The 25036-nt window shown below is 65.2% G+C and carries 22 protein-coding genes; 15 read left to right on the top strand and 7 right to left on the bottom strand.

All coding sequences use genetic code 11. The annotated features are described in order from the left end of the window. Positions 1-120: 120 nt before the first annotated feature. Entirely contained in the window at positions 121-813 is a 693-nt protein-coding gene (locus BOO69_RS04980) for a metal-dependent hydrolase (protein WP_071970861.1), read from the top strand. Here BOO69_RS04980 and BOO69_RS04975 read toward each other — a convergent pair. Genes BOO69_RS04975 through BOO69_RS04965 form a run of 3 tightly spaced genes read right to left on the bottom strand, consistent with a single transcriptional unit; the run spans position 803 to position 2331 of the window. Beyond that, positions 803-1255 carry a hypothetical protein gene (locus BOO69_RS04975; RefSeq protein WP_071970859.1) on the bottom strand — a complete coding sequence of 151 codons (453 nt, stop codon included), beginning with the start codon at positions 1253-1255 and terminating at the stop codon, positions 803-805. The two genes, BOO69_RS04980 and BOO69_RS04975, sit on opposite strands and share 11 nt — an antisense overlap. Then, positions 1252-1872 carry a DUF5671 domain-containing protein gene (locus BOO69_RS04970; protein ID WP_071970858.1) on the bottom strand — a complete coding sequence of 207 codons (621 nt, stop codon included), beginning with the start codon at positions 1870-1872 and terminating at the stop codon, positions 1252-1254. Before BOO69_RS04970 ends, BOO69_RS04975 begins: the two co-directional genes overlap by 4 nt. After that, positions 1873-2331, bottom strand: coding sequence for a nucleoside deaminase (locus tag BOO69_RS04965; RefSeq protein ID WP_071970856.1), 459 nt, complete (start codon positions 2329-2331; stop codon positions 1873-1875). A gap of 62 nt (positions 2332-2393) precedes the next feature. Between BOO69_RS04965 and BOO69_RS04960 the strand changes: the two genes are divergently transcribed. From BOO69_RS04960 to dtd, 13 genes are all read left to right on the top strand, one after another. Beyond that, a complete protein-coding gene (locus tag BOO69_RS04960; RefSeq protein WP_071970854.1) occupies positions 2394-3224 on the top strand; it encodes a pseudouridine synthase in 831 nt (276 codons plus the stop codon). Between the two features lie 282 nt (positions 3225-3506). Then, positions 3507-3737, top strand: coding sequence for a hypothetical protein (locus tag BOO69_RS04955; RefSeq protein ID WP_071970852.1), 231 nt, complete (start codon positions 3507-3509; stop codon positions 3735-3737). Positions 3738-3739: 2 nt separating this feature from the next. Then, entirely contained in the window at positions 3740-4630 is an 891-nt protein-coding gene (locus tag BOO69_RS04950; protein WP_071970850.1) for a 5-bromo-4-chloroindolyl phosphate hydrolysis family protein, read from the top strand. Between the two features lie 39 nt (positions 4631-4669). Beyond that, positions 4670-5866, top strand: a complete 1197-nt coding sequence (locus BOO69_RS04945; RefSeq protein ID WP_071970848.1) for a toxic anion resistance protein — start codon at positions 4670-4672, stop codon at positions 5864-5866. Positions 5867-5873: 7 nt separating this feature from the next. Beyond that, complete coding sequence (locus tag BOO69_RS04940) at positions 5874-6833, top strand: DUF2927 domain-containing protein (RefSeq protein WP_071970847.1); 960 nt, start codon at positions 5874-5876, stop codon at positions 6831-6833. Positions 6834-7107: 274 nt separating this feature from the next. Then, the gene (locus tag BOO69_RS04935; RefSeq protein ID WP_071970845.1) at positions 7108-8802 is read left to right on the top strand and encodes a DUF262 domain-containing protein; all 1695 of its coding nucleotides are present in this window, start codon (positions 7108-7110) and stop codon (positions 8800-8802) included. A gap of 236 nt (positions 8803-9038) precedes the next feature. Further along, positions 9039-10160, top strand: coding sequence for an SPFH domain-containing protein (locus BOO69_RS04930; RefSeq protein ID WP_071970843.1), 1122 nt, complete (start codon positions 9039-9041; stop codon positions 10158-10160). 120 nt (positions 10161-10280) lie between these two features. Beyond that, positions 10281-10769: a cytochrome b gene (locus BOO69_RS04925; RefSeq protein WP_071970842.1), complete on the top strand. Its 489-nt coding sequence runs from the start codon at positions 10281-10283 to the stop codon at positions 10767-10769. Further along, positions 10766-11191, top strand: a complete 426-nt coding sequence (locus BOO69_RS04920; protein WP_071970840.1) for a hypothetical protein — start codon at positions 10766-10768, stop codon at positions 11189-11191. Before BOO69_RS04925 ends, BOO69_RS04920 begins: the two co-directional genes overlap by 4 nt. A gap of 3 nt (positions 11192-11194) precedes the next feature. Beyond that, positions 11195-11749, top strand: a complete 555-nt coding sequence (locus tag BOO69_RS04915; RefSeq protein ID WP_071970838.1) for a cytochrome b/b6 domain-containing protein — start codon at positions 11195-11197, stop codon at positions 11747-11749. Positions 11750-11814: 65 nt separating this feature from the next. Then, entirely contained in the window at positions 11815-12918 is a 1104-nt protein-coding gene (locus BOO69_RS04910) for a TFIIB-type zinc finger domain-containing protein (RefSeq protein WP_071970837.1), read from the top strand. Next, positions 12915-13589 (top strand): nitroreductase, encoded by a 675-nt coding sequence (locus BOO69_RS04905; RefSeq protein ID WP_071970835.1) that lies wholly within the window; start codon positions 12915-12917, stop codon positions 13587-13589. The genes BOO69_RS04910 and BOO69_RS04905 overlap by 4 nt, the downstream gene beginning before the upstream one ends. Continuing rightward, positions 13589-14035 (top strand): D-aminoacyl-tRNA deacylase, encoded by a 447-nt coding sequence (gene dtd, locus BOO69_RS04900; RefSeq protein WP_071970833.1) that lies wholly within the window; start codon positions 13589-13591, stop codon positions 14033-14035. The genes BOO69_RS04905 and dtd overlap by 1 nt, the downstream gene beginning before the upstream one ends. 24 nt (positions 14036-14059) lie before the next feature. Here the strand turns inward: dtd and BOO69_RS04895 are convergent, their stop codons facing one another. The 4 genes from BOO69_RS04895 to BOO69_RS04880 form a co-directional block, all read right to left on the bottom strand. Continuing rightward, positions 14060-15250: a beta-barrel domain-containing protein gene (locus BOO69_RS04895; protein ID WP_071970832.1), complete on the bottom strand. Its 1191-nt coding sequence runs from the start codon at positions 15248-15250 to the stop codon at positions 14060-14062. Next, the gene (locus tag BOO69_RS04890; protein WP_071970830.1) at positions 15247-17466 is read right to left on the bottom strand and encodes an ATP-binding cassette domain-containing protein; all 2220 of its coding nucleotides are present in this window, start codon (positions 17464-17466) and stop codon (positions 15247-15249) included. Before BOO69_RS04890 ends, BOO69_RS04895 begins: the two co-directional genes overlap by 4 nt. Beyond that, positions 17463-18785, bottom strand: a complete 1323-nt coding sequence (locus BOO69_RS04885; protein WP_071970828.1) for a TolC family protein — start codon at positions 18783-18785, stop codon at positions 17463-17465. Before BOO69_RS04885 ends, BOO69_RS04890 begins: the two co-directional genes overlap by 4 nt. A 74-nt stretch (positions 18786-18859) precedes the next feature. Continuing rightward, positions 18860-22660, bottom strand: a complete 3801-nt coding sequence (locus BOO69_RS04880) for a BapA/Bap/LapF family prefix-like domain-containing protein (protein WP_071970826.1) — start codon at positions 22658-22660, stop codon at positions 18860-18862. Positions 22661-22972: 312 nt separating this feature from the next. On the opposite strand from BOO69_RS04880, the gene BOO69_RS04875 reads away from it, so the two are divergent. Then, entirely contained in the window at positions 22973-24967 is a 1995-nt protein-coding gene (locus tag BOO69_RS04875; protein WP_071970824.1) for a CocE/NonD family hydrolase, read from the top strand. Positions 24968-25036: the final 69 nt, after the last annotated feature.

The following is a 25036-nucleotide window of genomic DNA, read 5'->3' as shown; positions in this document are numbered from 1 at the left end:
ATGTACCCTTGCTGTCCCCGCCTCGCAAGGGCGCGGCCTGCCCATCTGCGACACGGGGGGAAAAATTGCTCCCCAAATCGCATCACCGCGCTAGTCTTGCAGGCAAAGAGGAGACTGAACATGAATATCACATGGCTGGGCCACGGGTCCTTTCGCATCGAGATCGAAGACCAGATCATCCTGATCGACCCCTGGCTGACCGACAACCCCCTGATCGAAGAGGGACAGTACGACGCGGCCCTGAAAGGTGCCACGCAGATACTGGTGACGCACGGGCACTTCGACCACACCAACGACCTCAAGATGGTGGCGGAAAAGACCGGCGCGCCGATGGCGGGGATGGTCGAGCTGATGGGCTGGTTCGAGGGCCAGGGCATCGAGAACACGACCGGCTTCAACAAGGGCGGCACCATCACCTGCGGAAAGGTGGCCGTGTCGATGGTCCCGGCATCGCATTCGTCGTCGATCAGCAGCGACAGCGGCCCGGTCTACACGGGCGGCGAAACCGGGTTCATCCTGAAGGGCGAAGGCCGGACGATCTATTTCTCGGGCGACACCGGCATCATGGCCGACATGGACTGGATCGGCGATTACTACAAACCCGACATCGGCATCCTGTCGGCGGGCGGACATTTCACGATGGGCATGGCCGAGGCCGCCTATGCGGCGAAGCGGTACTTCGACTTCAAGACCGTGATCCCCTGCCATTACCGGACCTTCCCCGCGCTGGAACAGGATGCAAAGGCGCTGGCAGAAGGGCTTCCGGGCGTCGACGTGATCGAGCCGCAGGTGATGCAGCCGATCAGTCTCTAGACCGGTCGGGCGTTGTACCGGTGGCGGCATCGTCACCGGAGCGCACTCCATGCTCCACGCACCCTTCCCGGCCATCGAAGGTCAGGAAGGAGGACGGCGGCCCTGCCGTTTCACGCCGCAGCATTTCGGTCTCGAACGTGGCGCAGATGCGGAACCCGTCGCGGCCCGTGTCTTCGTAGCGGTAGGGGGCGCCGGTGACCGGGTCCACGAGATCGGGCGCCCGTTCATAGCCGAGGCAGCCCGGCGTTGCGGCGGTGCCCGCATTGCCGTCTTCTGCCGCGATCCTGCAACGGTGGTAGTCCGCCAGCGCGCGCAGATCGTTCGCGCGCTCGTTGTCGTGCCGTTCCATTCTGGCGTATTGCGGCCCGCCCACGATGGCGAAGCCCGCGATCAGGCCGCCACCCACGACCAGCACGGCCACGATGAGCAGCACCCGGTTCATGCCCTGTCCCCCCGGCGGATGTCGGACAGATAGAACAGGAAGATCATCCCGGCGACACCGCCCACGACCAAGGCCTTGAGGAAAAACTGCAGCGTGAAATCACCACTGAGAAAAGCGTAGATGACCGCGACACCGTCGCCCAGCATCACCGCCGCCGACAGCAGCAGCGTGACATACATGAGCCAGCGCCGGATGGCGGAACGGTGCAGCGCCGGATCTTCGGCAAGCTTGCGCCGCTCGCGCACTGTGAGCCACAGATACACCGGCGTCGTGACGATCAGCACGGACATGGACCACCGGATGCCGCCCGCCCAGCGGTACCGGTTTTCCTCCAGCACGAAGTCGATCAGCGCGTGAAAAAGCTGGACGACGTGGATGGCGGCAAAGATCATCACCCCGAATGTCAGCGCATAGATGAAGAAATCCCGCGCCGAGACGGTGGCCTGCGGGCGCGGCACCGGCGGGGCAAAGACGGTCTCGGCCCAGGCGTCCAGCGCATCCGCCACCTCGGACCTGCTCCAGCCGCTGTCTGTCAGGGCCTGCGATATTTCGGCCCGCGTCTTGCCCGCCGAGAGGGCGTCGCGCACGAAACGCGAAAGCTGCTTGTTCACGGCCATTCAGTTTCCTTCCCTTCTGTCGGCAAAGAATGCCTTCAGCAATTTCTCCGACGCGACGGCGTCGATCCCGTCATAGACCTCGGGCACGTGGTGGCACTGCGGATGCGCGAAAACACGCGCGCCCTGCCCGACCCCGCCGGACTTGGGATCGGCGGCACCGTAATACAACCGGCCGATCCGGGCCGCTGCAAGGGCGGCGGCGCACATCGCGCAGGGTTCGAGGGTCACGTAAAGATCATGCCCCACCAACCGCTCCGACCCGAGATCGGCGCAGGCGGCCCGTATCGCCAGAATTTCAGCGTGCGCGGTGGGATCGTGCAGTTCGCGCGTGCGGTTGCCGGCCTGCGAGACGACCCGGCCAGAGGGCGCCACGACGGCGGCACCCACGGGCACCTCGCCGCGCACGGCGGCGGCACGGGCCTCCGCCAGGGCGACCTCCATGAAGGACCGGAATGTCATGCCGCACCATGTCTGCAAACGCCGCCCTTTCGCAAGCGGCGCAAACCGGTTAAGCGGAAGCGATGAACAGGTCAACGCCATCCGATCCCCCCAAGGGCGACCGCATCGCCAAGGTGCTTGCCCGCGCCGGCGTCGCCTCGCGCCGCGAGGCCGAGCGCATGATCGAGGCGGGCCGGGTCAGCGTGAACGGGACCCAGATCACCTCGCCCGCGCTGAATGTCACCTCCACCGATCAACTCACCGTGGACGGCAAGGACGTTTCAGCGCCCGAACCGCCGCGCATGTGGCTTTACCACAAGCCCGTCGGACTGGTCAGCACCGACCGGGACGAGAAAGACCGCGAGACGATCTTTGCCGCCCTGCCCGATGACATGCCGCGTGTCATGTCCGTGGGACGGCTCGACATCAACTCCGAGGGGCTATTGCTGCTCACCAACGACGGCGGCATCAAGCGCAAGCTGGAACTGCCCAGCACGGGCTGGCTGCGCAAGTACCGCGTCAGGGTCAACGGCCGGCCCGAGGACAAGACGCTGGAGCCGCTGCGCAAGGGGCTGGTGATCGAAGGCGAACGTTTCCAGCCCATGTCGGTCACGCTTGACCGCCAGCAGGGCGCGAACGCATGGCTGACAGTCGGCCTGCGCGAGGGCAAGAACCGCGAGATCCGCCGCGCGATGGAGGCCGTGGGCCTGACCGTGAACCGCCTGATCCGCGTCAGCTATGGCCCTTTCCAGCTGGGCGAGCTGAAAGCCGGGGAGGTCGAGGAGATTCGCCGCAAGATCGTGCGCGACCAGCTGGGACTGGAATTGCCCGACAACAGCGGCACCGCCGTGAAGAAGCCGAAATCGGTGCAGCGCCCGCCCCGCAAGAAACCGAACCGGCCCCCACGGCGTTGAGCGATCGCCGGATGGCGGGAAGGTCTTGCGCCCTTCCCTGACCTCGACACCGGCACATCGCCGTGAACCCCGGAACGGCACATCACATTGATCGGTGCTGGCCCGCGACAGGCGCGCACCCCCGAAGCGAGGCCAGTATGACGCCTGAAAAACCAATCCCTGCCCCCCGACGGCACCACCCGGCCGGCGGTGCGGCGGCAGAACTCTCCCGCGACCTTGCCTGGCGGTGCGTCCCTAGCAAGACCGGGGAAAAGGACCTATGTTCAACTCAGTGAGGTCGATATGGGCAGAGTGCTTCTATTCGCGCTTTTCGTGGGCGTTATCGTTGCCATCGTTGTCATTTTGGGATCAATCTGGAACAGCACGATGGATCAGGGCCGCCGTGCCCTCAAACCGGTCTTCGGCCCGACCAAGGATGGTGTGATGGCACCCAACGGACTGCAGAAAGTCGCCTACGTGGCGCTGATCGCCCTGCTGTTTGGTACGGCGTCCGGCCTTTTGGGGGGCATGTAGGCATGGCCAGACGTTTTGGCGGCAAGTACAGCCCCGATGGCGCGGCGCAGGCAGGCGCGCGGCCCTCGCCCAAGGCAAGGGTCACGGTCGATCCGGTCGGTGGCCGCGCGAACCTGATGTTCGTGCCCCCCGTCGTGCTGATCGCCACCACCCTCGGCGGCGGGGCTGCGAGCCTTGCACTGGGATTGACGGGTGCCGGCGCGCTGGCGCTCGGCGCATGGTTGTTGCGGGAAGGATTGCGCGCCGAAGCGGCCTATGCCGAACGCAAGGTGGCGCACCGCCCTGCCCTGCCGCGAAAGATCCTTGCGGGGGTCGTGACCGGCGTGGGCACCGCGCTGGCCGTCGCGGCACACCAGTCCGGCCTGTCCGAGGTCATGGCGCCGGTGCTGTTCGGCCTCTGCGGCGGCGCCCTGCACGTCGCCGCTTTCGGCATCGACCCGCTGAGGTCCAAGGGCATGGAAGGGATCGACACCTTTCAGCAGGACCGCGTGGCGCGGGTCGTGGACGAGGCGGAGAAGACCCTCGCCGAAATGTCCGACGCCATCGCCCGCGCGAACGATCGCAGGGCCGAGTCGCGGCTGGCCGGGTTTCAGGAGACGGCCCGCACCCTGATCCGCACGGTCGAGGAAGATCCGCGCGATCTTACTGCCGCGCGCAAGTATCTCAGCGTCTACCTGCGCGGCGCGCGGGACGCGACGGTGAAGTTCGCCGACATCTATGCCCGAACCGGCGACGCGGACGCGCGCGACGACTACCTCGCACTGCTCGAGGATCTGGAACGGAACTTTGCCGCCAGAACCGAGAAATCGCTGCTGGACGACCGCAGCGACCTGACCGTCGAAATCGACGTGCTGCGCGAGCGGCTGTCGCGCGAAGGCGTCCGGCTGAAATGATCCGGCGCATTCATTCAAAATCTCAAGGAAGGCCCGTACATGTCTGATAGTGTGAAAGAAAAAGCGAACCAATCGCGGCAAATGGTCGAAGAGGTGACGGCGCTGGTCCTGCCGGAGCCATCTGATGCCAACGCGGTGGTGCCGCTGGAGCAGGCCGACAAGCCCTTGGGCGACGAGATCCGGTCGCGCATGGCCGAGATCGACATGACGGACACGCAGTCCATCGTTTCCTTCGGCTCGGCCGCCCAGGCCGAACTGCAGGAGATCAGCCAGGCGATGCTGGCCGACGTGCGCAACAAGGACGTGGGCCCCGCGGGCGACAGCCTGCGCAGCATCGTGACCACCATCCGCGGATTCTCCGTCTCGGAACTCGACGTGCGCCGCGAGCGTAGCTGGTGGGAAAAACTGCTGGGCCGCGCCGCGCCCTTCGCCAAGTTCACCGCCCAATTCGAGCAGGTCCAGGCCCAGATCGACAAGATCACCGACAACCTGCTCACGCACGAGCACAGGCTGCTCAAGGACATCAAGTCGCTCGACATGCTCTATGAGAAGACGCTGCAATTCTACGACGAGCTCGCGCTCTACATCGCCGCGGGCGAGGCCAAGCTGGCCGAGATCGACAGCACCGACATCCCCGCCAAGGAGCAGGAGATGAACGCCGCCGCCGAGGACGACCAGGTGATGCTGGCACAGGAGCTGCGCGATATCCGCGCCGCACGCGACGACCTGGAACGCCGGGTGCACGACCTCAAGCTGACGCGGCAGGTCACCATGCAGTCCCTGCCCTCGATCCGGCTGGTTCAGGAGAACGACAAGTCGCTGGTGACGAAGATCAACTCGACCCTCGTGAACACGGTGCCGCTGTGGGAGACCCAGCTGGCGCAGGCGGTGACGATCCAGCGGTCCGCCGAAGCCGCGGGCGCCGTGCGCGAGGCGAACGACCTGACCAACGAACTGCTGACTTCCAACGCGAAGAACCTGCGCGAGAACAACAAGATGATCCGCGAGGAGATGGAGCGCGGCGTGTTCGACATCGAGGCGGTCAAGCAGGCGAACGCCGACCTGATCGGAACCATTCAGGAAAGCTTGCAGATCGCCGACGAGGGCAAGGCCAAGCGGGCCGCCGCCGAGGTCGAACTGCAGGAGATGGAGACCCGCCTGCGCGACACGCTTGCATCGGCAAAGGCGAAACAGACCGGCGCGGGCGACACGGCCGCCACCAGCATTCCGGGATAGGGCCGCCATGCGGGGCTGGACTCACTTCACCAAATGGGGACTGGCGGGCGCGGTCGCGTCCGGCCTGCTGGCCTGCGACATGCCGGCGCCCGTCGAACCCTCGCTCAAGCCGCAACCGCGACCCGAGCGCGCCGCGGCGGCGCCCCCGCCCCAGGTCGCCCAGCCGACCTCCAAGAAGAGCGCGGCGCTGCGCAGCTATCTCAACCAGGTTCAGACCGCCCAGCTCAGCCAGGGCCTGCTGCGGCAGGACGGTGGCGGCGTCGACACGCCCTTCACCGCCTCCGTGCTGGCGCGCAACTTCGAACAGATCGCGTTCTTCAACGAATACGACGGGGCGTTCACCGGGCGCGGCGGCCCCAGCCCGCTGCGCCGCTGGGAGGATCCGGTGCGGATGGAGGTCATTTTCGGTGACAGCGTCCCGCCCTCGCAGCAGGCCGCCGACCGCAAGGATGTGCACGCCTATGCCCGCAGGCTCGGGCTGGTCACCGGCCATCCCGTCTCCACCGGGGGGCGGCCCAACTTCGTTGTCGTCATCGCCTCCGAAGACGACAGGGCCGAGACACTGGCCAAGATCGCCAATCGCCTGCCGGGCATATCGGACGCCAGCCTGCGCGCGCTGAGCGAGATGCGGCGCGACACCTACTGCGCCGTTGCCGCCTACGCCGCCGGTCCGTCCTCCAATACCTACACGGCGGCGGTGGCGGTGATCCGGTCGGAGAACCCGGACCTGCTCCGCCTGTCCTGCATCCAAGAGGAACTGGCGCAGGGAATGGGGCTGGCCAACGACAGCCCCGCCGCGCGCCCCTCGATCTTCAACGACGACGACGAATTCGCGCTGCTGACCGGGCACGACGAACTGCTGCTGAAGATGCTCTACGATCCGCGCCTGAAACCGGGTATGGTGGCGGGCGACGCCCGGGAAACGGTGCAGGAGATCGCCGCAGAGCTGACAGGGGGGCCGGTTTAGGGGGCCTTGGGCGGGGAGCGGAGGTCCGAGGGGCACGCGCCTCTTAGGTCCGGCGCAGGCGAAAAGCTACCTGTAGCTGGACTGGGCACGAATGTCCGCCATGCGCAGAAAGCGAAATTGGCAGAGGACTGAACGCGTGCGTGGCCAAGCAATGCAGAACCTAGTGAGCCGGATAGCTTGCTTTCGTACATAGACAGCGTCGTACACAGCCAGACGTTGTGAACGGATTGGTGAGTCGATAGACTAAACCTTGTGATTTTAGAGGCGGTCGAAAATGAAAATTGAATCCCAAGACAAGAGAATAGACGAGCTTTTGAAAGGTAATATTTTTCTTATTCCTCGCTTTCAACGTGAATACTCTTGGGAGCCTGACCACGTCGCGGCGTTCTGGTCTGATCTTATAGAGAATATGACCGAGGCGTATTTTATTGGGGCTATGGTCGTATACAAAGTTGAACGCTCAACTTTAGCTGTAGTGGACGGGCAGCAACGCCTGACCACAATCACGATATTACTTTGTGCGATTCGTGAAGCCTTCAAAGACCTTGATCGACCTGAACTGGCCGAAGGCTTGCAGGCGTACATCGAGCAGAAAGATCGAGAAAATAAGACGGTTTACGTTCTTAAAACTGAATCCTCCTTTCCTTTTCTTCAAGAGGAAATACTGAAAAGTGATCCCGCAGAAGTTCCGTTTGAAGTAGGGCGAGAAGAGGAGGCAATCCAGAGGGCGTTTGATATATTCAAGAATAACATATCGGAAAAAGTATCCGAATATCTCGACAACAAAGAGCAAAGTGCAGATGACAATAAAAAAGATGCGATTGGATGGCTTTCTATTCTGCGTGACACCGTTTTCGATCTCAACTTGATACTTGTCACTCTGGACACCGAAGATGATGCCTATCTGATATTTGAGACCCTCAACACCCGCGGAAAAGATTTGGCCCTTGCCGATCTTTTGAGAAACCATTTTGCCAAGCTCATCCGTTCAGCTAGTGAAGTCGACCAGGTCAAAGAGAAGTGGTCAAGAGTTCAGGACACCATTAAGAGCTCCCCGATACAGCTAGACCCTGATACCTTCATCGTTCACTCGTGGCAGTCACGCTACGATTTCGTAACCAAAGCAAAGACCTTTCAAAAGGTTAAGGACCGGGTCAACAAGAAGAACGCAAAATCACATCTTGATCGTTTCGTTTCCGATTCTGAACAGTGGCGATCAATTTTCGACACGGAATATCTTTGGTCCAAATCTGAAAGGGAAGCGGCAAGGTCGCTTAAGGCACTTCGAACGTTCAAAGTAGTCCAACCATCGCCGGGTATTCTTTCTTTGGTTCGCGCATACCGAGATAAGACAATTAAGTACAGGACGTTAAGAAATGCACTTTCGAATATTGAAAAATTCCATTTTTCGTTCAACGCTATAACTTCCTCTCGGTCATCCGGGGGAATTTCGGGTATGTATTCCTCCTTTGGACGCCAAATATTTCAGTGCAACGATAGCGGCGAAGCTGCGCGTGTCATTGCTGATTTGGTATCGAAACTGCAGGAGCGAGAGGTGCTAAGCTCAGAGTTTGATGTAGGCTTCGAGCAAGTTATTTACACAAATAGGCACTCATCCCAAAAGACTCTCGTTCAGTATATCCTTAGAAAGGTTGCAATTTTTGAGAGTCAGCCGTTCATTGGGGAAACCGACGACCTTACAATCGAGCATCTTGTTCCACAATCCAGCTATAAGTCGGATGAAGATCACTTAATCGTGGGACAACTCGGAAACCTCATGCTTGTTGATCAAAAGACCAACGAGTTGCTTTCCACGAACGAATTCAAGGAAAAGAAAGTGATCTTGGAGAGTAGGGGTTACAAGCTACCAGAGCTTTTTGATGGCGTTGATGAATTAAGTGAGGAGATCATACGATCAAACACGCAGCGCATAGCAGAGCTTTCGCGGGAAAAAATATGGAAGGTTTAGATTCAACGAATTTAGATGAGTCAACTACTGTACGGATAACTTTCTCGGCTCAGTTTTTTTGAGCTCCATAGCCTGCTGCGGATGACGATTGTGTCCGCTTCAAGGCTGGAATTGGTTGTCCGCCGCGCCTCGCACGAAGATCAGAGCAAGGCCGAAACCAAACTCCCCCAAACCTTGCGCGCCCCCCTCCCCCACCATATCCTCTCCTTCAGCGACCCACAGCCAAGGACCAAGACATGGGCATCCTAGACTTCCTTTCCGGCCAGTTCATCGACGTCATCCACTGGACGGACGATACCCGCGACACGATGGTCTGGCGGTTCGAGCGCGAAGATCACGAGATCAAGTACGGCGCCAAGCTGACGGTGCGCGAGGGACAGGCGGCGGTCTTTGTCCACGAGGGGCAGCTGGCCGATGTCTTCACCCCCGGTCTCTACATGCTCGAGACCAACAACATGCCGATCATGACCACCCTGCAGCACTGGGACCACGGGTTCCGGTCGCCCTTCAAGTCCGAGGTCTATTTCGTCAACACGACGCGGTTCAACGATCTGAAATGGGGCACCAAGAACCCGATCATCGTGCGCGATCCGGAGTTCGGCCCCGTGCGCCTGCGCGCCTTCGGCACCTATTCGGTCCGGGTCAGCGACCCGGCGCGCTTCCTGACCGAAATCGTCGGCACCGACGGCGAATTCACCATGGACGAGATCAGCTTCCAGATCCGCAACATCATCGTTCAGGAATTCTCCCGCACGATCGCGCTGTCCAAGATCCCCGTTCTCGACATGGCGGCCAACACCCGCGAACTGGGCAAGCTTGTCAGCACCGAGATATCGGCGACGGTGGCGGAATACGGGCTGACGATCCCCGAACTCTACATCGAGAACGTCTCGCTCCCGCCGGCGGTGGAGCAGGTGCTGGACAAGAGATCCTCCATGGGCGTCATCGGCGATCTGAACCAGTACACCCAGTTCCAGGCGGCCGAGGCGCTGGGGCGCGACGGCGGGGCCGGTGCGGCGATGCAGGCGGGCCTTGGCGCGGGGCTGGGCATGCAGATCGGTCAGGCCGCGGCAAGCGCCGGCCCCTGGGGCGCGCGGCCTGCGACCGGCGCGGCGCCACAGGCGGGCATGGCGCCCCCGCCGCCCCCGCCGGTGGAGCATGTGTGGCACATCGCAGAGGGCGGCGAGACCAGCGGCCCCTATTCGAAGGCGCGCATGGGGCGGATGGTGACCGAAGGCAAACTGACCCGCGACACCTATGTCTGGACCCCCGGGCAGGACGGCTGGCAGCGGGCCGAGGACGTGACCGAGCTTGCCCAGCTCTTCACGGTGATGCCGCCGCCCCCGCCGGCCCCCTGACCTGAGGCCGATGACCGCGCGCGCATCCATGCAGAAAAGGGCGCCGGCTTGACTGGCCGGCGCGCCGCCTCGCGCCATATCCGATGTCATCCCACGCCACCAACCGATGGACCCCTCGTCATGGCCACCAGATCCCCCTATTCCGGTCTTCAGATCACACTGCACTGGCTGATCGCCTTCCTGATCGCGGCCGCCTGGTTCCTCGGGGACGGCATGGGCCGTATCCTCGACAAGCGGATCGAGGCAGGGACCACCGGGATCGAGGGCAACACCCTGCACGTCTGGATCGGTGGCGCGGTCTTTCTGCTGGTCCTGATCCGGATCGCGGTGCGCCTGCGGACGGGCGCGCCCGCCCCCGCGGCGGGCAGCACGGGCTGGCAGGAAACGGCCGCCCTCTGGGGGCACAGGGCGCTCTATCTCATGATGATCCTCGTGCCCGTCCTTGGCGCCACCGCGTGGTACGGCCATGTAAAGCCCGCCGCGGAAGCCCATGAAATCGCGGTCAACGTCCTCGTGATCCTGATCGTCGGGCATACGCTGATGGCGCTCTACCACCAGTACGTCGCCCGCGACGGCACGCTGCGCCGCATGATCCCGTTCCTGCGGTGAGCCGCAGGGGCATCGTCATCGGCCTGCACTGGGCCGCGTTCCTGCTCATCCTGATCATGATAAAGGGCGGTGTGTCGACCCCTTGGGCACTGTGGCTATTCGTCGGGGTGGTCGCGGCGTGGGAAGCGCTGACGCTGGCGAAAGGCCTGATCGGACGGCCCGGCCCGAAACTTTCCCCCGGGATGCGCCGTGCCTATCCGTGGATGCACAGAACGCTTCATATCCTGCTCGCGCTGACCGCGCTGGCCTGCCTGTTACGCCTCGCGGGGCATCCGTTGCGGTATCTCGACGCGTGGATCCTGCTGAACATCACCCTGGCCGCGGGCGCGTTTCACGGTGTGTTCCACGTCTGGCGGCACACCGCGCTCTACGACAACGCGCTGCGGCTGATCCTGCCGCGCATCATGCACAAATGGCTCTGACCGATGGGCCGCGCGCTGCTTGACCGCCTGCCCGGCCGGCGCCCCACGCTCAAGGTCATCCACTGGGCGATGGTGCCGATGCTGGTCTGGTTCATCGTTGTCACGCCGGACGACGTGCTGCCCTTCGGTCCGGCCGCCTTTCAGGCCCATTCGGCACTGGCACTCCTGTTCGTCACGCTCTGCCTATGGTGGACGGCCGATTACATGCGCCGCGGTCTGGCCAGCCGTCCGGGCCCCAAGCTGCCCGGCTGGGGCCGCAAGCTGCACCAGTGGATGCACAAGGCGCTGATCTGGGGCCTGTTCGGCGTGGCGCTCAGCGGCTTCCTGCTGGGTCTTACCTCCGCCACCCTGCTCAAGGCGGGCGGCGTGTTGCCCATCGCCCCGCCGCTGGGCCTGCGCCGCGCGAACGAGATCATCGGCCAGATCCATATCTTCGAATTCTACCTGCTGGCGGCCATCGCGGCGGGACATGCCGCTTTCCACGTCTGGCGGCACCTGAAGCTGCGCGACAATGCCCTGCGGATCATGGCCCCGCGTGCCTTGCACCGGTTTTTGTGATCTCCCGGCTGGAAGCGCCCGTGCATCGGCGCTAACGTGCCCCGAAGACCGCCACCGGAGCCGAGATGGACGAGCAGATACCAGCCCCGAGGGCCGAGCACCGCTTTCCCTGCGACAGCTGCGGATCGGACCTGCGTTACGATCCGGGCGCGGGACGCCTTGTCTGCGACCACTGCGGCAATACCCAACCCCTCGAAGGGGCCTCCGCCCCGGCCGGGGCGATCGCCGAACTGGACCTTGAATCGGGCTTTGCCGCCGCGCTGGACGCCGGCGAAATGCAGGAGACACGGGTCACCACCTGCCCCAACTGCGCGGCGCAGGTCGAGTTCGACGGCACCGAACACGCCAAGGAATGCCCCTTCTGCGCCACGCCGGTCGTCGTCGATACCGGCACGACACGCCAGATCAAGCCCCGCGGCGTCCTGCCCTTCGCGCTCGACGAGGCGACGGCGCGCGACGCCATGACAAACTGGCTGGGTCGGCTCTGGTTCGCGCCCGGCGGCCTGCAGGAATATGCCCGAAAGGGGCGTCGGATGCAGGGCATCTACGTGCCCTACTGGACCTACGATGCCGACACCAAGTCCGCCTACAGGGGCGAACGGGGGACGGTCTATTACGTTACCCGGACCGTGATGCGCGATGGCAAGCGCGTGCAGGAGCAGGTCCCCCAGATCCGGTGGCAGCCGGTGTCCGGCCGGGTCGGCCGGTTCTTCGACGACGTGCTCGTGCTCGCGTCCACCGCGCTGCCCAAGCGCTATACCGATGCGCTTGAGCCATGGGATCTTTCCGCCCTTGAACCCTACGCGCCGGAGTATCTGGCCGGTTTCCGCGCCGAGGCGTATTCCGTCTCGTTGCAGGACGGCTTCGTCCAGGCCCGCGCCCACATGGACCGGGTCATCGAGCGGGACGTGCGGTTCGACATCGGGGGCGACCGCCAACGCATCCACGGTATCGAGACGCAGCTCGGCAACCTGACCTTCAAGCACATCCTGTTGCCCGTCTGGCTGGCGGCCTACAAGTACCGGGGCAAGACCTACCGCTTCGTGGTGAACGGCCGCACCGGCCGGGTGCAGGGCGAACGGCCCTATTCGGCGATCAAGATCGCCTTCGCCGTCATTCTCGGCCTCGCGGCCGCGGCAATCATCGGATATCTGGCAGCACAGCAATGACCCAATACGACACTTTCACCGACATCCTGGAGGCCCGCTATTCCTGCCGGGCCTTCCGCCCCGACCCCGTCCCGGACGAGACCGTCGAACGTATCGTCGCCGCGGCGCGCCACGTACCGTCATGGTGCAACGCGCAACCGTGGCAGGTCAGCGTCACGCGCGGCGCTGCGACCGACCGCTTCCGCGATGCACTTACCAAGGCCGCGACCGAAGGCGCGCCGCCCAAGCCGGACCTCGCCTGGCCCAAGGGCTACTCCGGCCCCTATGCCGAGCGCCGCCGCACCTGTGGTTTTCAGTTGTACGATGCGGTGGGGATCGAAAAGTCCGACCGCAACGCCCGCCGGGCGCAGATGCTGCGCAACTACGCGCTGTTCGACGCGCCGCACGTGGCGATCGTGCATTCACCCGCCGAACTGGGCCCCTACGGCGCGATGGACACCGGGGGGTTCGTGACCGCCTTCACCCTCGCCGCCACTGCCCTTGGGGTCGCCACCGTGCCGCAGGCGGCCATCGCGGCCTACGCGCCGCTCGTGCGGGATCTGATGGGCATCGGCGACGACCGTCTCGTGCTTTGCGCAATCTCGTTCGGCTACGCCGACGAGACCGCGCCCGCGAATGCATTTCGCACCGAGCGTGCGACCCCCGCAGACATCATCGACTGGCAGGACTGATGCGGGCCCTGCTGCAACGGGTCAGCCGCGCCTCGGTCGCGGTGGCGGACGAAACGACCGGCGAGATCGACGCCGGCCTGCTGATCCTCGTCTGCGCGATGCCCGAGGATACCGAGGCAACCGCCGACGCGCTGGCGCGGAAGATCGTGAACCTGCGGCTGTTCAAGGATGACGAGGGCCGCATGAACCTCAGCCTTGCGCAGACGGGCGGCGCCGCGCTCGTGGTCAGCCAGTTCACCCTCGCCGCCGACACGTCGCGGGGCACGCGGCCCGGTTTTTCCTACGCCGCGAAACCGGACAAGGCCCGCGCGCTCTACGAATACTTCGTCGAGAGGGTGAAGGAACTGGGTATTCAAACGCAGACCGGCGTCTTCGGGGCGGACATGGCCGTGGCGCTCGTGAACGACGGGCCGGTGACCATCTGGCTGGACACCGACGCGCCCTGAACGGGCGGCGGACCGTCACGCCGCCTAAGGCTCCCGAAATGCCTCCCGCGACTTGTAGAGCGGCTTCAGCAGGTATTGGAGCACTGTCTTGGACCCCGTGTGCAACTCCACGCTGGCCTGCATCCCCGGCCTGATCTGAAGCGAGGCCTGCCGGGGGGAAAGATGCGCGGTGTCCACTTCCACCGTGACCTTGTAATGCGGGTTGCCGTCCGGATCGCGCGCACGTTCGTCCTTGAACGTATCGGCCGAAACCAGTTTCACCCGGCCCTTGAGCGTGCCGTAGATCGTGTAATCGTAGGCGCTCAGCTTCACGGTTGCCTGCTGGCCCGGACGGATGCCGGCGATGTTCTCGGGCTTCACGCGCGCCTCGACGAAAAGCTCCTCGTCTAGCGGAATGATCTGGAGGATCTCCTCGCCCGGCCGCACCACGCCGCCGATGGTCGTGACACCGAGGTTGTTCACGACGCCGCGCATCGGGCTGGTCAGAACGGTTCGGTCCAGCTGGTCCATGGCAGCCTTGAGGTTCTGGCGCAAGGTGCCGAGTTCCTTGAGCACGTCGGAATATTCCTCCGCCCGGTCCAGTTCGGACCGGGTGACGATCTCGTCGTACTTGATGCGCGCATCGGCATGGACCTTGCGCGCGCGGGTCGCCTCGATCATCGACACGATCTTGCGGTCCAGAAGATCGTCCATCAGCGCCCGCTCCTTGGCCGCTTCGGCCAGCACCCGCTTGGCCCCTTCCGTCCGCGACACGAAATCCGACTGCCGCGCCTGCAGCAGCGCCCGCTCCGACGCGACGATATCTGGCGTCCGGGCCGCGAGCGTTTCGGGCACGTCGAAGTCGAACTGTCCCGCCAGTTCCGCTTCCAGCCGCAGACGGCGGATCTCGAAGGCCGAAATCTGGTTGCGCAGGTCATCGACCGACGACTTGAACTGCGTTCCGTGCAGCCGCGCGAGCACGTCGCCCTTCTCCACCACGTCGCCCTCGCCCACCGCGAGTTGCGCCAGTATGCCGCCTTCGAGGTTCTGGATGATCTGGGGCCGCGAGGAGGAGATCATGGAGCCTTCGGCGCGCACGATCTCGTCGACCCAGGCAAAGGCCGCCCAGATCAGGAACACCAGCACGGCCGCCCCGCTCAGCCAGATCACGGTGGAAGGACCGCGCATGTCGCGGCCCAGCTGTGCATCAAGGCGGGTCGGATCGGCCAGCGTCATGCCGCACGTCCCCCGTTGAGCCCGGCAAGGTGGCCGAGAACCTTGTCGCGGGGGCCGTCGACGGTCATCCGCCCGGCCTGCAGCAGCATGGCCCGGTCGGTCAGCGCCAGGATCGGGGCGCGGTGGGTGGCGATGATCGCCGTACGCTGCGCCATCCAGTCACCCAGCCGCGCCACGAGTGTCGCCTCGAGTGTCTGGTCCAGCGCGGCGGTCGGCTCGTCAAGCAGGCAGACCCGGGGATCCTGCAGCCAGAGCCGCGCCCAGCCCACGGACTGCCGCTGCCCGATGCTCAGCCCCGCGCCGCTGTCCCTGATCTCGAGGTCCAGACCCTTGGGGTGGGCCTGAACGAACGGCCCGAGGCCCGCGAACTCGAGCGCCTGCATCAGCCGGGCATCGTCCCGTTCCAGCATGGTCAGGTTGAGATTGTCGCGCAGGGTGCCCGCGAACAGGCGCACGTCCTGTCCCAGATAACCGATCAGCCGCCGCAGATCGCGCGGCTCGATCTGGCTCAGGTCCGTGCCGTCGATCATCACCCTGCCCGTGGCCGGCGCGTAGAGACCGCTCATCAGCTTCAGGAGGGACGATTTACCGGATCCGTTGGCGCCCAGCACGGCCACCTTCTGGCCCGGTCGGATCGCAAGCGCCCGGATATCGACGATGGGCGCACCGTCCTCCTCGTAGCGGAAGGTCACGTCGCGGAACTCGAAATCACCCCTCAGCGTCTCGCGTCTGAGGTAGGTGCGCCTTGAGTCCGCGTCCTGCGGTGCCTGCGCGACCGCCTCCAGCCCGTCGAGCGCGGATTTCACGTTGCCCCAGCGCGCCATCGTCCCCGCGAGTTGCGTCAGCGGCGCCAGCGTGCGGCCGGTCAGGATGCCGACCGCGATGATCGATCCCACCGTGAACTCCCCGGCGAACACGAGGTACGTTCCGGTGATGACCGCGGCAACATAGGTCGCCTGTTGGACACCCTGGCTCCAGAAAGTCAGCACCGAGGCCAGCCTGCGCTGCTCGGACGACTTCATCGCAGACAGCGCGTTCAACTCGGACCACAGCCGCATGACCCGATCCTCGCCGCGCTGGGTCTTGAGCGTGTCGAGTTCGAAAAGCGTCTCGTGCAGCAGCCGCGACGACTTGGCCGATGCTCCCTGCGTTTCCTGCGTCAGGCGCATCATCCGTTTCTGAAGGACGAAGCCGGGCACCACCATCAGGATCCCGCCAAGGATCAGCACCCAGACGACGTTGCCCGCGATACTGGCCACGAGAAGCAGGAACACGAGGATGAACGGCAGGTCGGCAAGGGTTCCCACGGTCGAGGCGGTGAAGAATTCCCGGACCGACCCGAACTCACGCATTGCGGAGAAGACCTGGTGCGGCGCCTGCCCGGGGATATCCGACCGCATGCCGAGGATCCGCCCCATCAGGATGCGCTGCACACCGAGCTCGATCTGCCGGCCGGCGCCATCCATGAGCCGCGCCCGGGCAATCTTGATGAAAGCCTCCATCAGCAGGGCCAGCCCCGCGCCCGCCGCCAGCACCCAGAGCGTCGCCTCGGACTGGTGGGGGATCACCCGGTCGTAGACTTGCAGCGAAAACAGCGCCACGGCCACCGCCAAAAGGTTCGCCACCAGCGACCCGAGCGCGACCTCGGCCAACTGGCGCCGGAACCGGTCGAACTGGCCCCAGAACCAGTGCGGCTGTCGGGTCTCTGTCCTGTGGGTCTCCGCCACCTTTCGCAGGGACGCCTCGGCCCGCACGACGATGCCCCCGAAAAAGGGCGCGAACTCGGCAAGCGGAACCTGCGCGCGATGGTCGGTGCATGTCCGGTCGTAGATTGTCAGCTCGTCCCGGGACTGCCCCAGCACCAGAACCACCTGACCCGAAGTCATGTAGGCCAGCGCGGGCCAGAGCGCGGGCATGGGCGATGTCACTTCCGAAACCTGCGCCAGCAGGCCGAGCTCCTTCAGTCCGTGGCAGATCGCCTGCGCTTCCTCTGCCCGTCCACGTCCGGTGCCGGTTCTTGCGCCGATGCTTTCGAAAAGGTCGCGTGCCACCGCGTCGACGCCGAGCAGTCCGGCATATGTCGCCGCCAGTTCCGCGCGGGCGGAAATCCGGTCTTCGAACCGGTTGGCGTTGTCCGCGCGCGCCGGAGGCGCGACCGCGCGGCGCGACGCACCGCCGTTGCTGATGGTCAGCGTCAGGGCGCGTTTGCGGGTCAAATCCGATCCCCGTCCGCCAGTAGGCCAAGGATATTTGCCATCTCGATCCGCAGCCGCAGGGCATCGTACTTCAGCGTCACCTGTGCCTGCTGCTGGCGGGAGAAGGTCTCGTAGACGCCGACCACGTCCATGACCTGCCGCTGGCCCGCGTCGTACTGCTGCTGGAAGAGGTCGAGGTTCGCCCGCGCCTGCGCCGTGAGCCGCGCGGCCTCTTCCGCTTGCCGGGTCTTGGCGGCGATCCGGCTTTCCAGCTTTTTCAGGGTCCGGTTCGTGTCTTCGCTGGTCTGGGCGACCCGGCGTTCCGCCGCCTCGCGCGCGGCTTCGATGGCCTGCAGGCTGTCAGAGGTGCCGAACCCGATGAGGCTGTCCGACGTGACGCGCAGCCCGACGTTGGTACTGTCACCGACCGTGCCCCCGGCGGACAGGCCGGGCAGAAGGCCCGCGAGCTCCACCTTCGCGCGGGCGATGGCGCGGGTTTTCTCGGCCTCGGCAAGCACCACCGCAAGAGGCCGCGCCGCGGTCGCGTCCACCTCGATATCGGGCAGGCCCCGCAGATCACCGAGAGGGCGGACCGACATCGCATTCAGTTCGGCGACCGACGTGGCCGCCAGTTCGGCATTCGCCGTCCGGGCCGCACGGATCTCGGCCAGCTTCTGACGCAGGATCGTGAGGTCGGACATGTCCGAGACACCGCCACGCACCCGCTCGTTCATGATGTATTCGAATTGGCCCATGTCGCTAAGGGCGGCATCCGATAGGGCCGCCTTCTCCCGCGCTTCGGCTGCGGCGAGGTACAGCGTCAGCCCCGTGTGCACGCGGGTGTTGGTATCGGCGGCAAGGTTGACCGCCGCGACCTCCACGTCCGCGACGGCGAATTCGCGCTCCCCCTTGCGGCGACCGTTGTCGAACAAAACCTGGTCCACCACGAGGTTCGCGACAAGCGACCCGAGCGACCCGAGGCTGATGTCGGGCCCGATCCGCGGCAGCCAGTTCTTGCTCGCCGCCACCGAACGCAGGCGTGCGGCCCGCAGTTCGGCCTCCGCGGTGCGGGCGTTGGCGGCCAGCACCGCCTTGGCCACCTCGTCGAAGCTGCTGCCCGGCGGCAGGAGCGTCCGTCGACCGGCAAGGCCGGCGATGATGTGGCTCTGCTCATTCGCAAGGTCTGCCGGGCCGCCCAGTGCGGGGGCGAGCGGATCGGCCGACCGGCCGCGGGTGACGAGGCCGGTCGCCGGCCAGCCGTCCCCGATATCGGACAGGCATCCCGACAGGGTGACCGCGACCGCGCAGACCCCGAACGCCCCTCTTATCCCAAATGCCATGCCCTGCCCTCGATCGCCGGTATTTCAGGGGCGCGGGTCATTCGCCGCCCGCGCCTGCCTTGTCCTCAGTCGGCTCAGATCACCACCGTTACATCGTCGTCGATGTAAAGCGTGCCCTCCTCGCCCAAGGTGTAGATGTCGTAGGTCTGGCCGTCGCGGACGGTCGAACCGGCGCGCACCGCCCCGGTGACGGTCACGGTATCGTCGCTCCCCCCGTCGATCCGAAGCTCGTTGGTGTTCGACGACAGGTCCAGCAGGGTCGCCTCGTCGATCGTGAGGTTGCCCTCCTCGGCAAAGCTCAGGTCGATGGTCTCGATATTGAAACCGCCGAGCACGTCGGCGTTCAGCGAGACTTCGGAATTGACCGACTCGTCGTCCAGCACGACGTAGGTGCCAGATGAATTGCCCGCGGCATCCGTGGCGGTGATGACAAGGTGCGAACCGTCCGGCACCTGCGCGCCGAACTGGAAGTTCGTCTCGCCGATCTGCGGAATGTCGACCGAGGTCGCGTCGACCTCGCTGACCGTTCCGTTGCCATTGACCTGATGGATCTCGACCAGATCGTCGTTGATATCGGTCGAGATGCCCCGGATGCCGTCCCCGTCACGCGTGTAGGAGGCGATGACCGGCCCCTCGGGCGCGTCGGTGTCGATCGCCAGCGTGTCCGACAGGGTGTCGACGTTCCCGACGGCGTCTGTCGCGGTCACGACGATCGCGGCGTCGTAGGTGCCGTTGCGGATCGCCGCGGGCGGGATGGTCAGCGCCCAGTTGCCGGCCGCATCCACCGCGGCGGTGTGGTTCACCCCGTCGAAGGTCACCACGACGGTGGAGCCCGCCTCCACCTGGCCGCTCAGATCGATGCCGGTGGCCGCTTCGGCCGCCGACGCCACGTTGTCGGGTCCGCCCCCCGTATCGGTCATGGTCAGCGGCATCACTTCGGTGTCGACACGGATGGTGTCGGTCACGGTGGCGGTATTGCCCGCCGCGTCCGTGGCCTGCACCGAAACGGCGGCATCGTAGGTGCCCTGCGCGATCTGGCTGGGCGCATATTCCGCGATCCAGTTGCCGTTGGCGTCCACCGCGGCGTTCACTGCAACGCCGTTCAGCGTCACCACGACCGAGGTGGAGCCCACTTCGGTCGTCCCGGTGATCTGCACGCCGCCGCCACCGGTCCGCTCCAACCCGTTGATGACACCATCGCCTTCGACCCGGTCGGCGTGGACGGCGAGGTTGTCGACACGGGTATCGACCGCGACACTGTCCACGGCTTCCAGAACGTTGCCCGCGCTGTCGGTCGTCGTGGCGTGGATGTCGGCAAGGTAATCGCCCGGCGCGACCTCGTGCACGGCGAACTGCGCCGTCCAGTTGCCCGCCGCGTCGGTGGTCACCGTGTGGCTGACCCCCGCCAGCGTGACGGTCACCTGAGCGCCTGGCGTCGAGGTGCCCGTCAAGACCACGCCATCGCTCGCCTCGGCCGCGTTCACCACGTCGTCGCCCTCGACCGGCGCGGGAGAGATCGTGAGGATCCCCGCGTCGCGGTCTATCTCGACGTTCTGCGTGATCGTCTCCACGTTGCCTGCGGCGTCGGTGGCAACGGCGGTCATGACGGCGGTCTGCGCCCCGCCCGGAATTTCGGAGGACGCGAATGTGACGGTCCAGTTGCCGTTCGTGTCGACCGTCGCCGCATGGGTGGCCCCGCCCAGCGTGACAAGCACCGACGAACCGGGTTCGGTTGTCCCGGTCATCACCAGATCCTGACGGGCCTCCTCGATGTTGATCACCCCGTCCGCGCCGCCGGTGGTCCCGGTGAAGCCGAAGTCGCGCACCAGCGTGTCGATCTCGACCTCGCCGGTCACGGTCGAACTGTTGCCGAAACCGTCCGTCGCGATGGCGGTCACCGGCGCGCTCACTTCTCCCGAGGGCACCTCGGCCATCGGAAAATCGCAGGTCCAGTCACCGTTCGCATCGACCGTGGCCTGCCGCGTTCCGGTCCCGAACGTCACCATGACGGTCGCCCCCGGCTGCGCTGTCCCGGTCAGCGTCACGCCGTCCAGACGCTCCGCCCCGTTCACGATGCCATCGCCCTCGACACTGTCGGTGTCGATGGTCACGTCGGTGACGGTATCGACCACCAGCACGTCGGACACGGTGGTCGTGTTGCCATAGGCGTCAGCGGTGACGATCTGAACGTCGGTGCTGTATTCACCGGTCTCCAGCGTACCCGCGGGCCAGGTGACAGACCACGTCCCGTCCTGCGCCACGGTCGTCGTCTGCGCGATCCCGGCAATCGTGACCTCGACCGACGCGCCCGCCTCACCGGTGCCGGTCAGGGTGACCCCGTCCGCAAAGCTGCTGGCATTGAAGAAGTCGTTGACGGACTGCGTGCCGCTGGTGACCGCGATCTCCGGCGCGATCGTGTCGATGCGGACGTCGCCGCCGGTCGTCGTCGTGTTGCCGTACTGGTCGGTCGCCGTGGCCGTGATGGTCGCGGTGGTTTCCCCCACCGGCATCTCGCCCGCCTCGAAAACCGCGCTCCATGTCCCCTCGGCCGTCGCGGTGACGATGCGGGTACCGCTGCCCAGGGTCACTTCCACGCTGGCGCCGGCATCCGCCGTGCCGGTCACGGTCACGCCTTCGGCATGTTCCGCCGCGTTGATCACACCGTCCCCCCCGACCAGGTCGCTGTCGATGGTCAGGTTGATCACCGTATCCACCACCAGCACATCAGCAATCGTGGTCGTGTTGCCAAAGGCGTCTGAGGTCCAGATCGTCACGTCCGTGGTGTATTCGCCTGCGTCAAGCGTGCCCTGCTCCCAGGTGACGGACCATGTCCCGTCCTCGGCCACGGTGGTGGCCTGTTCGATCCCGGCGATGGTCACGACGACCGCGGCCCCCGCCTCGCCCGTGCCCGTGCCCGTGATGGTGACACCGTCGTTGAATCCCTCCGCGTTGAAGAAATCCTCGACCGACTGCGTGCCGGAGGTCACCTCGATCTGCGGCGGCGTGGTGTCGATCACGTATTCCGGGCCGTCCAGCACCGTGTCCTCGCCCTCGGTGGTCACGATCACCTCGGCCTCGTAGGTGCCGTCCGGCGGGAATGTCTCGTCCTCGAACACGGCTTCGAATACGCCGTCCTCGTCGATCACGGTCTCGATGCGCTGATCCCCGAGGATCACGACGACATGGCTTCCCGGCTCGCCGCCGCCGGTGATGATCACCTGTTCGTCCGCGCCATCACCGCCGATGTCGCTGGAACTGTCCGCGTCGTTGACGTAGGGCGCCGCCGGCCCGGTGCCGCCGCCGGTGCCGCCGGTCCCTTCGCCCGCGTTGTTGCCCCCGTCCGAGGTGCCGCCGCCGAGCCCGCCGAGAACCGCGGCGCCGCCTGCCGCCGCCGCGATGGCCCCTGCGCCGCCGCCCAGAAGGCCGCCGCCGAGCAGCGGCGCGGCGAACATCGAAACTTCGTCGTCGGCCGCGGCCGCCGCTTCGGCCACTTCGGTACGGCCAAGGAAGATCAGGTCGTCCGACGGGCTCCACTTGCCCCAGGCCTCGGTCGGCCCGTATTGGGCGTAGAGGGTACCGTCGCCGCCGTCGACCAGCGTGACCTCGTTCAGATAGCCATCGGCCGAGATGAACAGCCGGTTCGCGGCACCATCCGCGTTGAAGTAGTTCTGGACCGTGATGACCCGCCCGTCCGCCAGCGTCAGCAAAAGGTCATTGCCCGCGCGCTGCTGGCCGGCAAGGTCCGTCTGTCTGAGATTGAGGGAAATTTCCTGGCCCGTTCCGGCCTCGATGACATGGGCTTTCGTGTCTTGTGACACAACACCACGTCGCAATCCGCCCGCTTGATCGCGGACGACGAAATCAATCGCTTTCATAGCACCACCACTCTACCTCGAAGCTCTCGTTCTGCGCGGAGCTTCTGTTATTGATATTGCCCGCGTCGGCCGTTCAATCGTCCGTACCCGTGCCTGTAATGCCTTCCGGATACTCGCAAAAATCGTTCGAAACTAGACATTTTTTTGCCACATTCTGCACTTTCAACCAGGGCGTGTGTCGGCAACTGACACAAATCCGGTCACCCTTTTTGGATAACCGCTTTTCACATAACGACAATTGCAGGCGCACAGGAACCGTCGACATTCCGGCAACAGTTGACAAATTCCGCCTACACGCGAATGTCTCACGACATGAACAGCCCCCAGAACAGCCTCCGCGACGTCGCCGAAGATCCCGACTTCGGCATCACATTATCCGACGGGTGCCGCCTGTCCGCCCGGATGTGGCGACCGGTGGATGCCAAGGACGACCCCGTTCCGGTGATCCTAGAATACCTGCCCTACCGAAAGCGGGACGGCACCTGCGCCCGCGATGCCCTGACGCATCCGTGGTTCGCGGAACGCGGCTATGCCTGCCTGCGCGTGGACATGCGCGGGAATGGCGACAGCGAGGGCCTGATGGAGGACGAGTACACCGCACAGGAACAGGCCGATGCGGTGGAAGTGATCAACTGGCTGGCGGCCCAGCCCTGGTGCAACGGCAACGTGGGCATGATGGGGATCAGCTGGGGCGGTTTCAACGGCCTTCAGGTCGCGGCGCTGGCGCCCGAGCCGCTCAAGGCCGTGGTCACCCTGTGCTCGACCGTGGACCGCTTTGCCGACGATATTCATTACAAGGGCGGCTGCCTGCTGAACGAGAACCTGGGCTGGGGGGCGACCATGTGGTCCTATTCCAGCCGCGCGCCGGACCCGGCCCTGCGCGAGGACTGGCGCGAGATGTGGCTTGAACGGCTCGAGGCGGAGCCGTTCCTGCCGGCGGTCTGGCTGCGGCACCAGCGCCGCGATGCCTATTGGCGGCACGGGTCGGTCATCGAGGACTACAGCGCCATCAAGGCGAAGGTGCTGGCCATCGGCGGCTGGGGCGACGGCTACAAGAACGCGGTACCGCAACTGGTCGAAGCGCTGCCGGGCGCCAAGGGCATCGTCGGACCCTGGGTCCACAAGTATCCCCATTTCGCCATCCCCGAACCGCGCATCGGCTTCCTGCAGGAGGCGCTGCGCTGGTGGGACCGCTGGCTCAAGGACATCGACACCGGTGTCGAGGCGGATCCTGACTACCGCGCCTACCTGATGGATGGCGTGCGTCCGGCGACATGGTACGCTGAAAGACCGGGCCGCTGGATCGTCGAGCATGAGGGCGCGACGGCACATCTGGACACCTCCAGGCTGCACCTGACGGACGCCGGTCTGGCCGTCGACGCCGCGCCGCTGGCGGCACGCGTGTCTTCCCCGCCGCATTGCGGGGCCGACGCTGGCGAATACTGCGCCATCTGGCTGGGCCCCGAACTGCCCGGCGACCAGCGTGCCGATGACGCGCTCTCCACCACCTTCGACAGCGCGCCATCGGCGCACGACATGGATATCGTCGGCGCGCCCCGGATCTCCCTGACCCTTGCCAGCGACCAGCCGCAGGCACAGATCGTCGTCCGGCTGAACCACGTCCACCCGGACGGGGCCGCCACGCGGATCACCTACGGCGTGCTGAACCTTTCTCACCGCGCGGATGCGGAGGCGCTGCGCGAGATGCCACCGGGCGAGCCGGTGGATATCACGCTCGATCTCGACCATGTCGCCTACCGCGTGCCGGCGGGACACCGGCTGCGTGTCTCGATTTCGGATGCCTACTGGCCGCTGATCTGGCCCAGCCCGGCCCGCACGCGACTGGATCTGAGCGCCGGCCACATCGACCTGCCGCAGCGGCCGACATCCGGCGGCGACGAACACAGGTTCGAACCGCCGACCGCGGCCCCGCCTTGGGAAACCGAGGAACTGCGCCCGGAAAGCCACATTCGCCGGCGCGAGACCGACATGGTCACCGGGGACATCACACTTTTCATCGAGGACGACTTCGGCGCGGTCCGCGACAGCGATCACGGGCTGATCGCGGGCAGCGTCGCGCGCGAGGCCTGGACCATCAATCCCGATGATCCCCTGTCGGCGCGCGGTCAGTGCCACTGGACCGATGAACTCGTCCGCGACGACATTGTCCTGCGGACCGAAGCGACCTGCATGATGACCAGCAGCGCCACGGCATTTCACCTCAATGCCCGCATTGAAGCCTATGAAAACGACGAACTGGTATACGCGAGGGACATCGAAGACAGCATCCCGAGGGATCACCTGTAGCGGGGACGTTACATGCGCCGGGGTATTAGGCCTTGCGAACGAAGGCCGAATGCGCAAACTTAACTCGGC

The sequence above is a fragment of the Sulfitobacter alexandrii genome (assembly GCF_001886735.1).
GTDB lineage: Bacteria > Pseudomonadota > Alphaproteobacteria > Rhodobacterales > Rhodobacteraceae > Sulfitobacter > Sulfitobacter alexandrii.
Note: the sequence above shows the minus strand (reverse complement) of the source record. Positions and strands in the feature narration are given on the sequence as shown.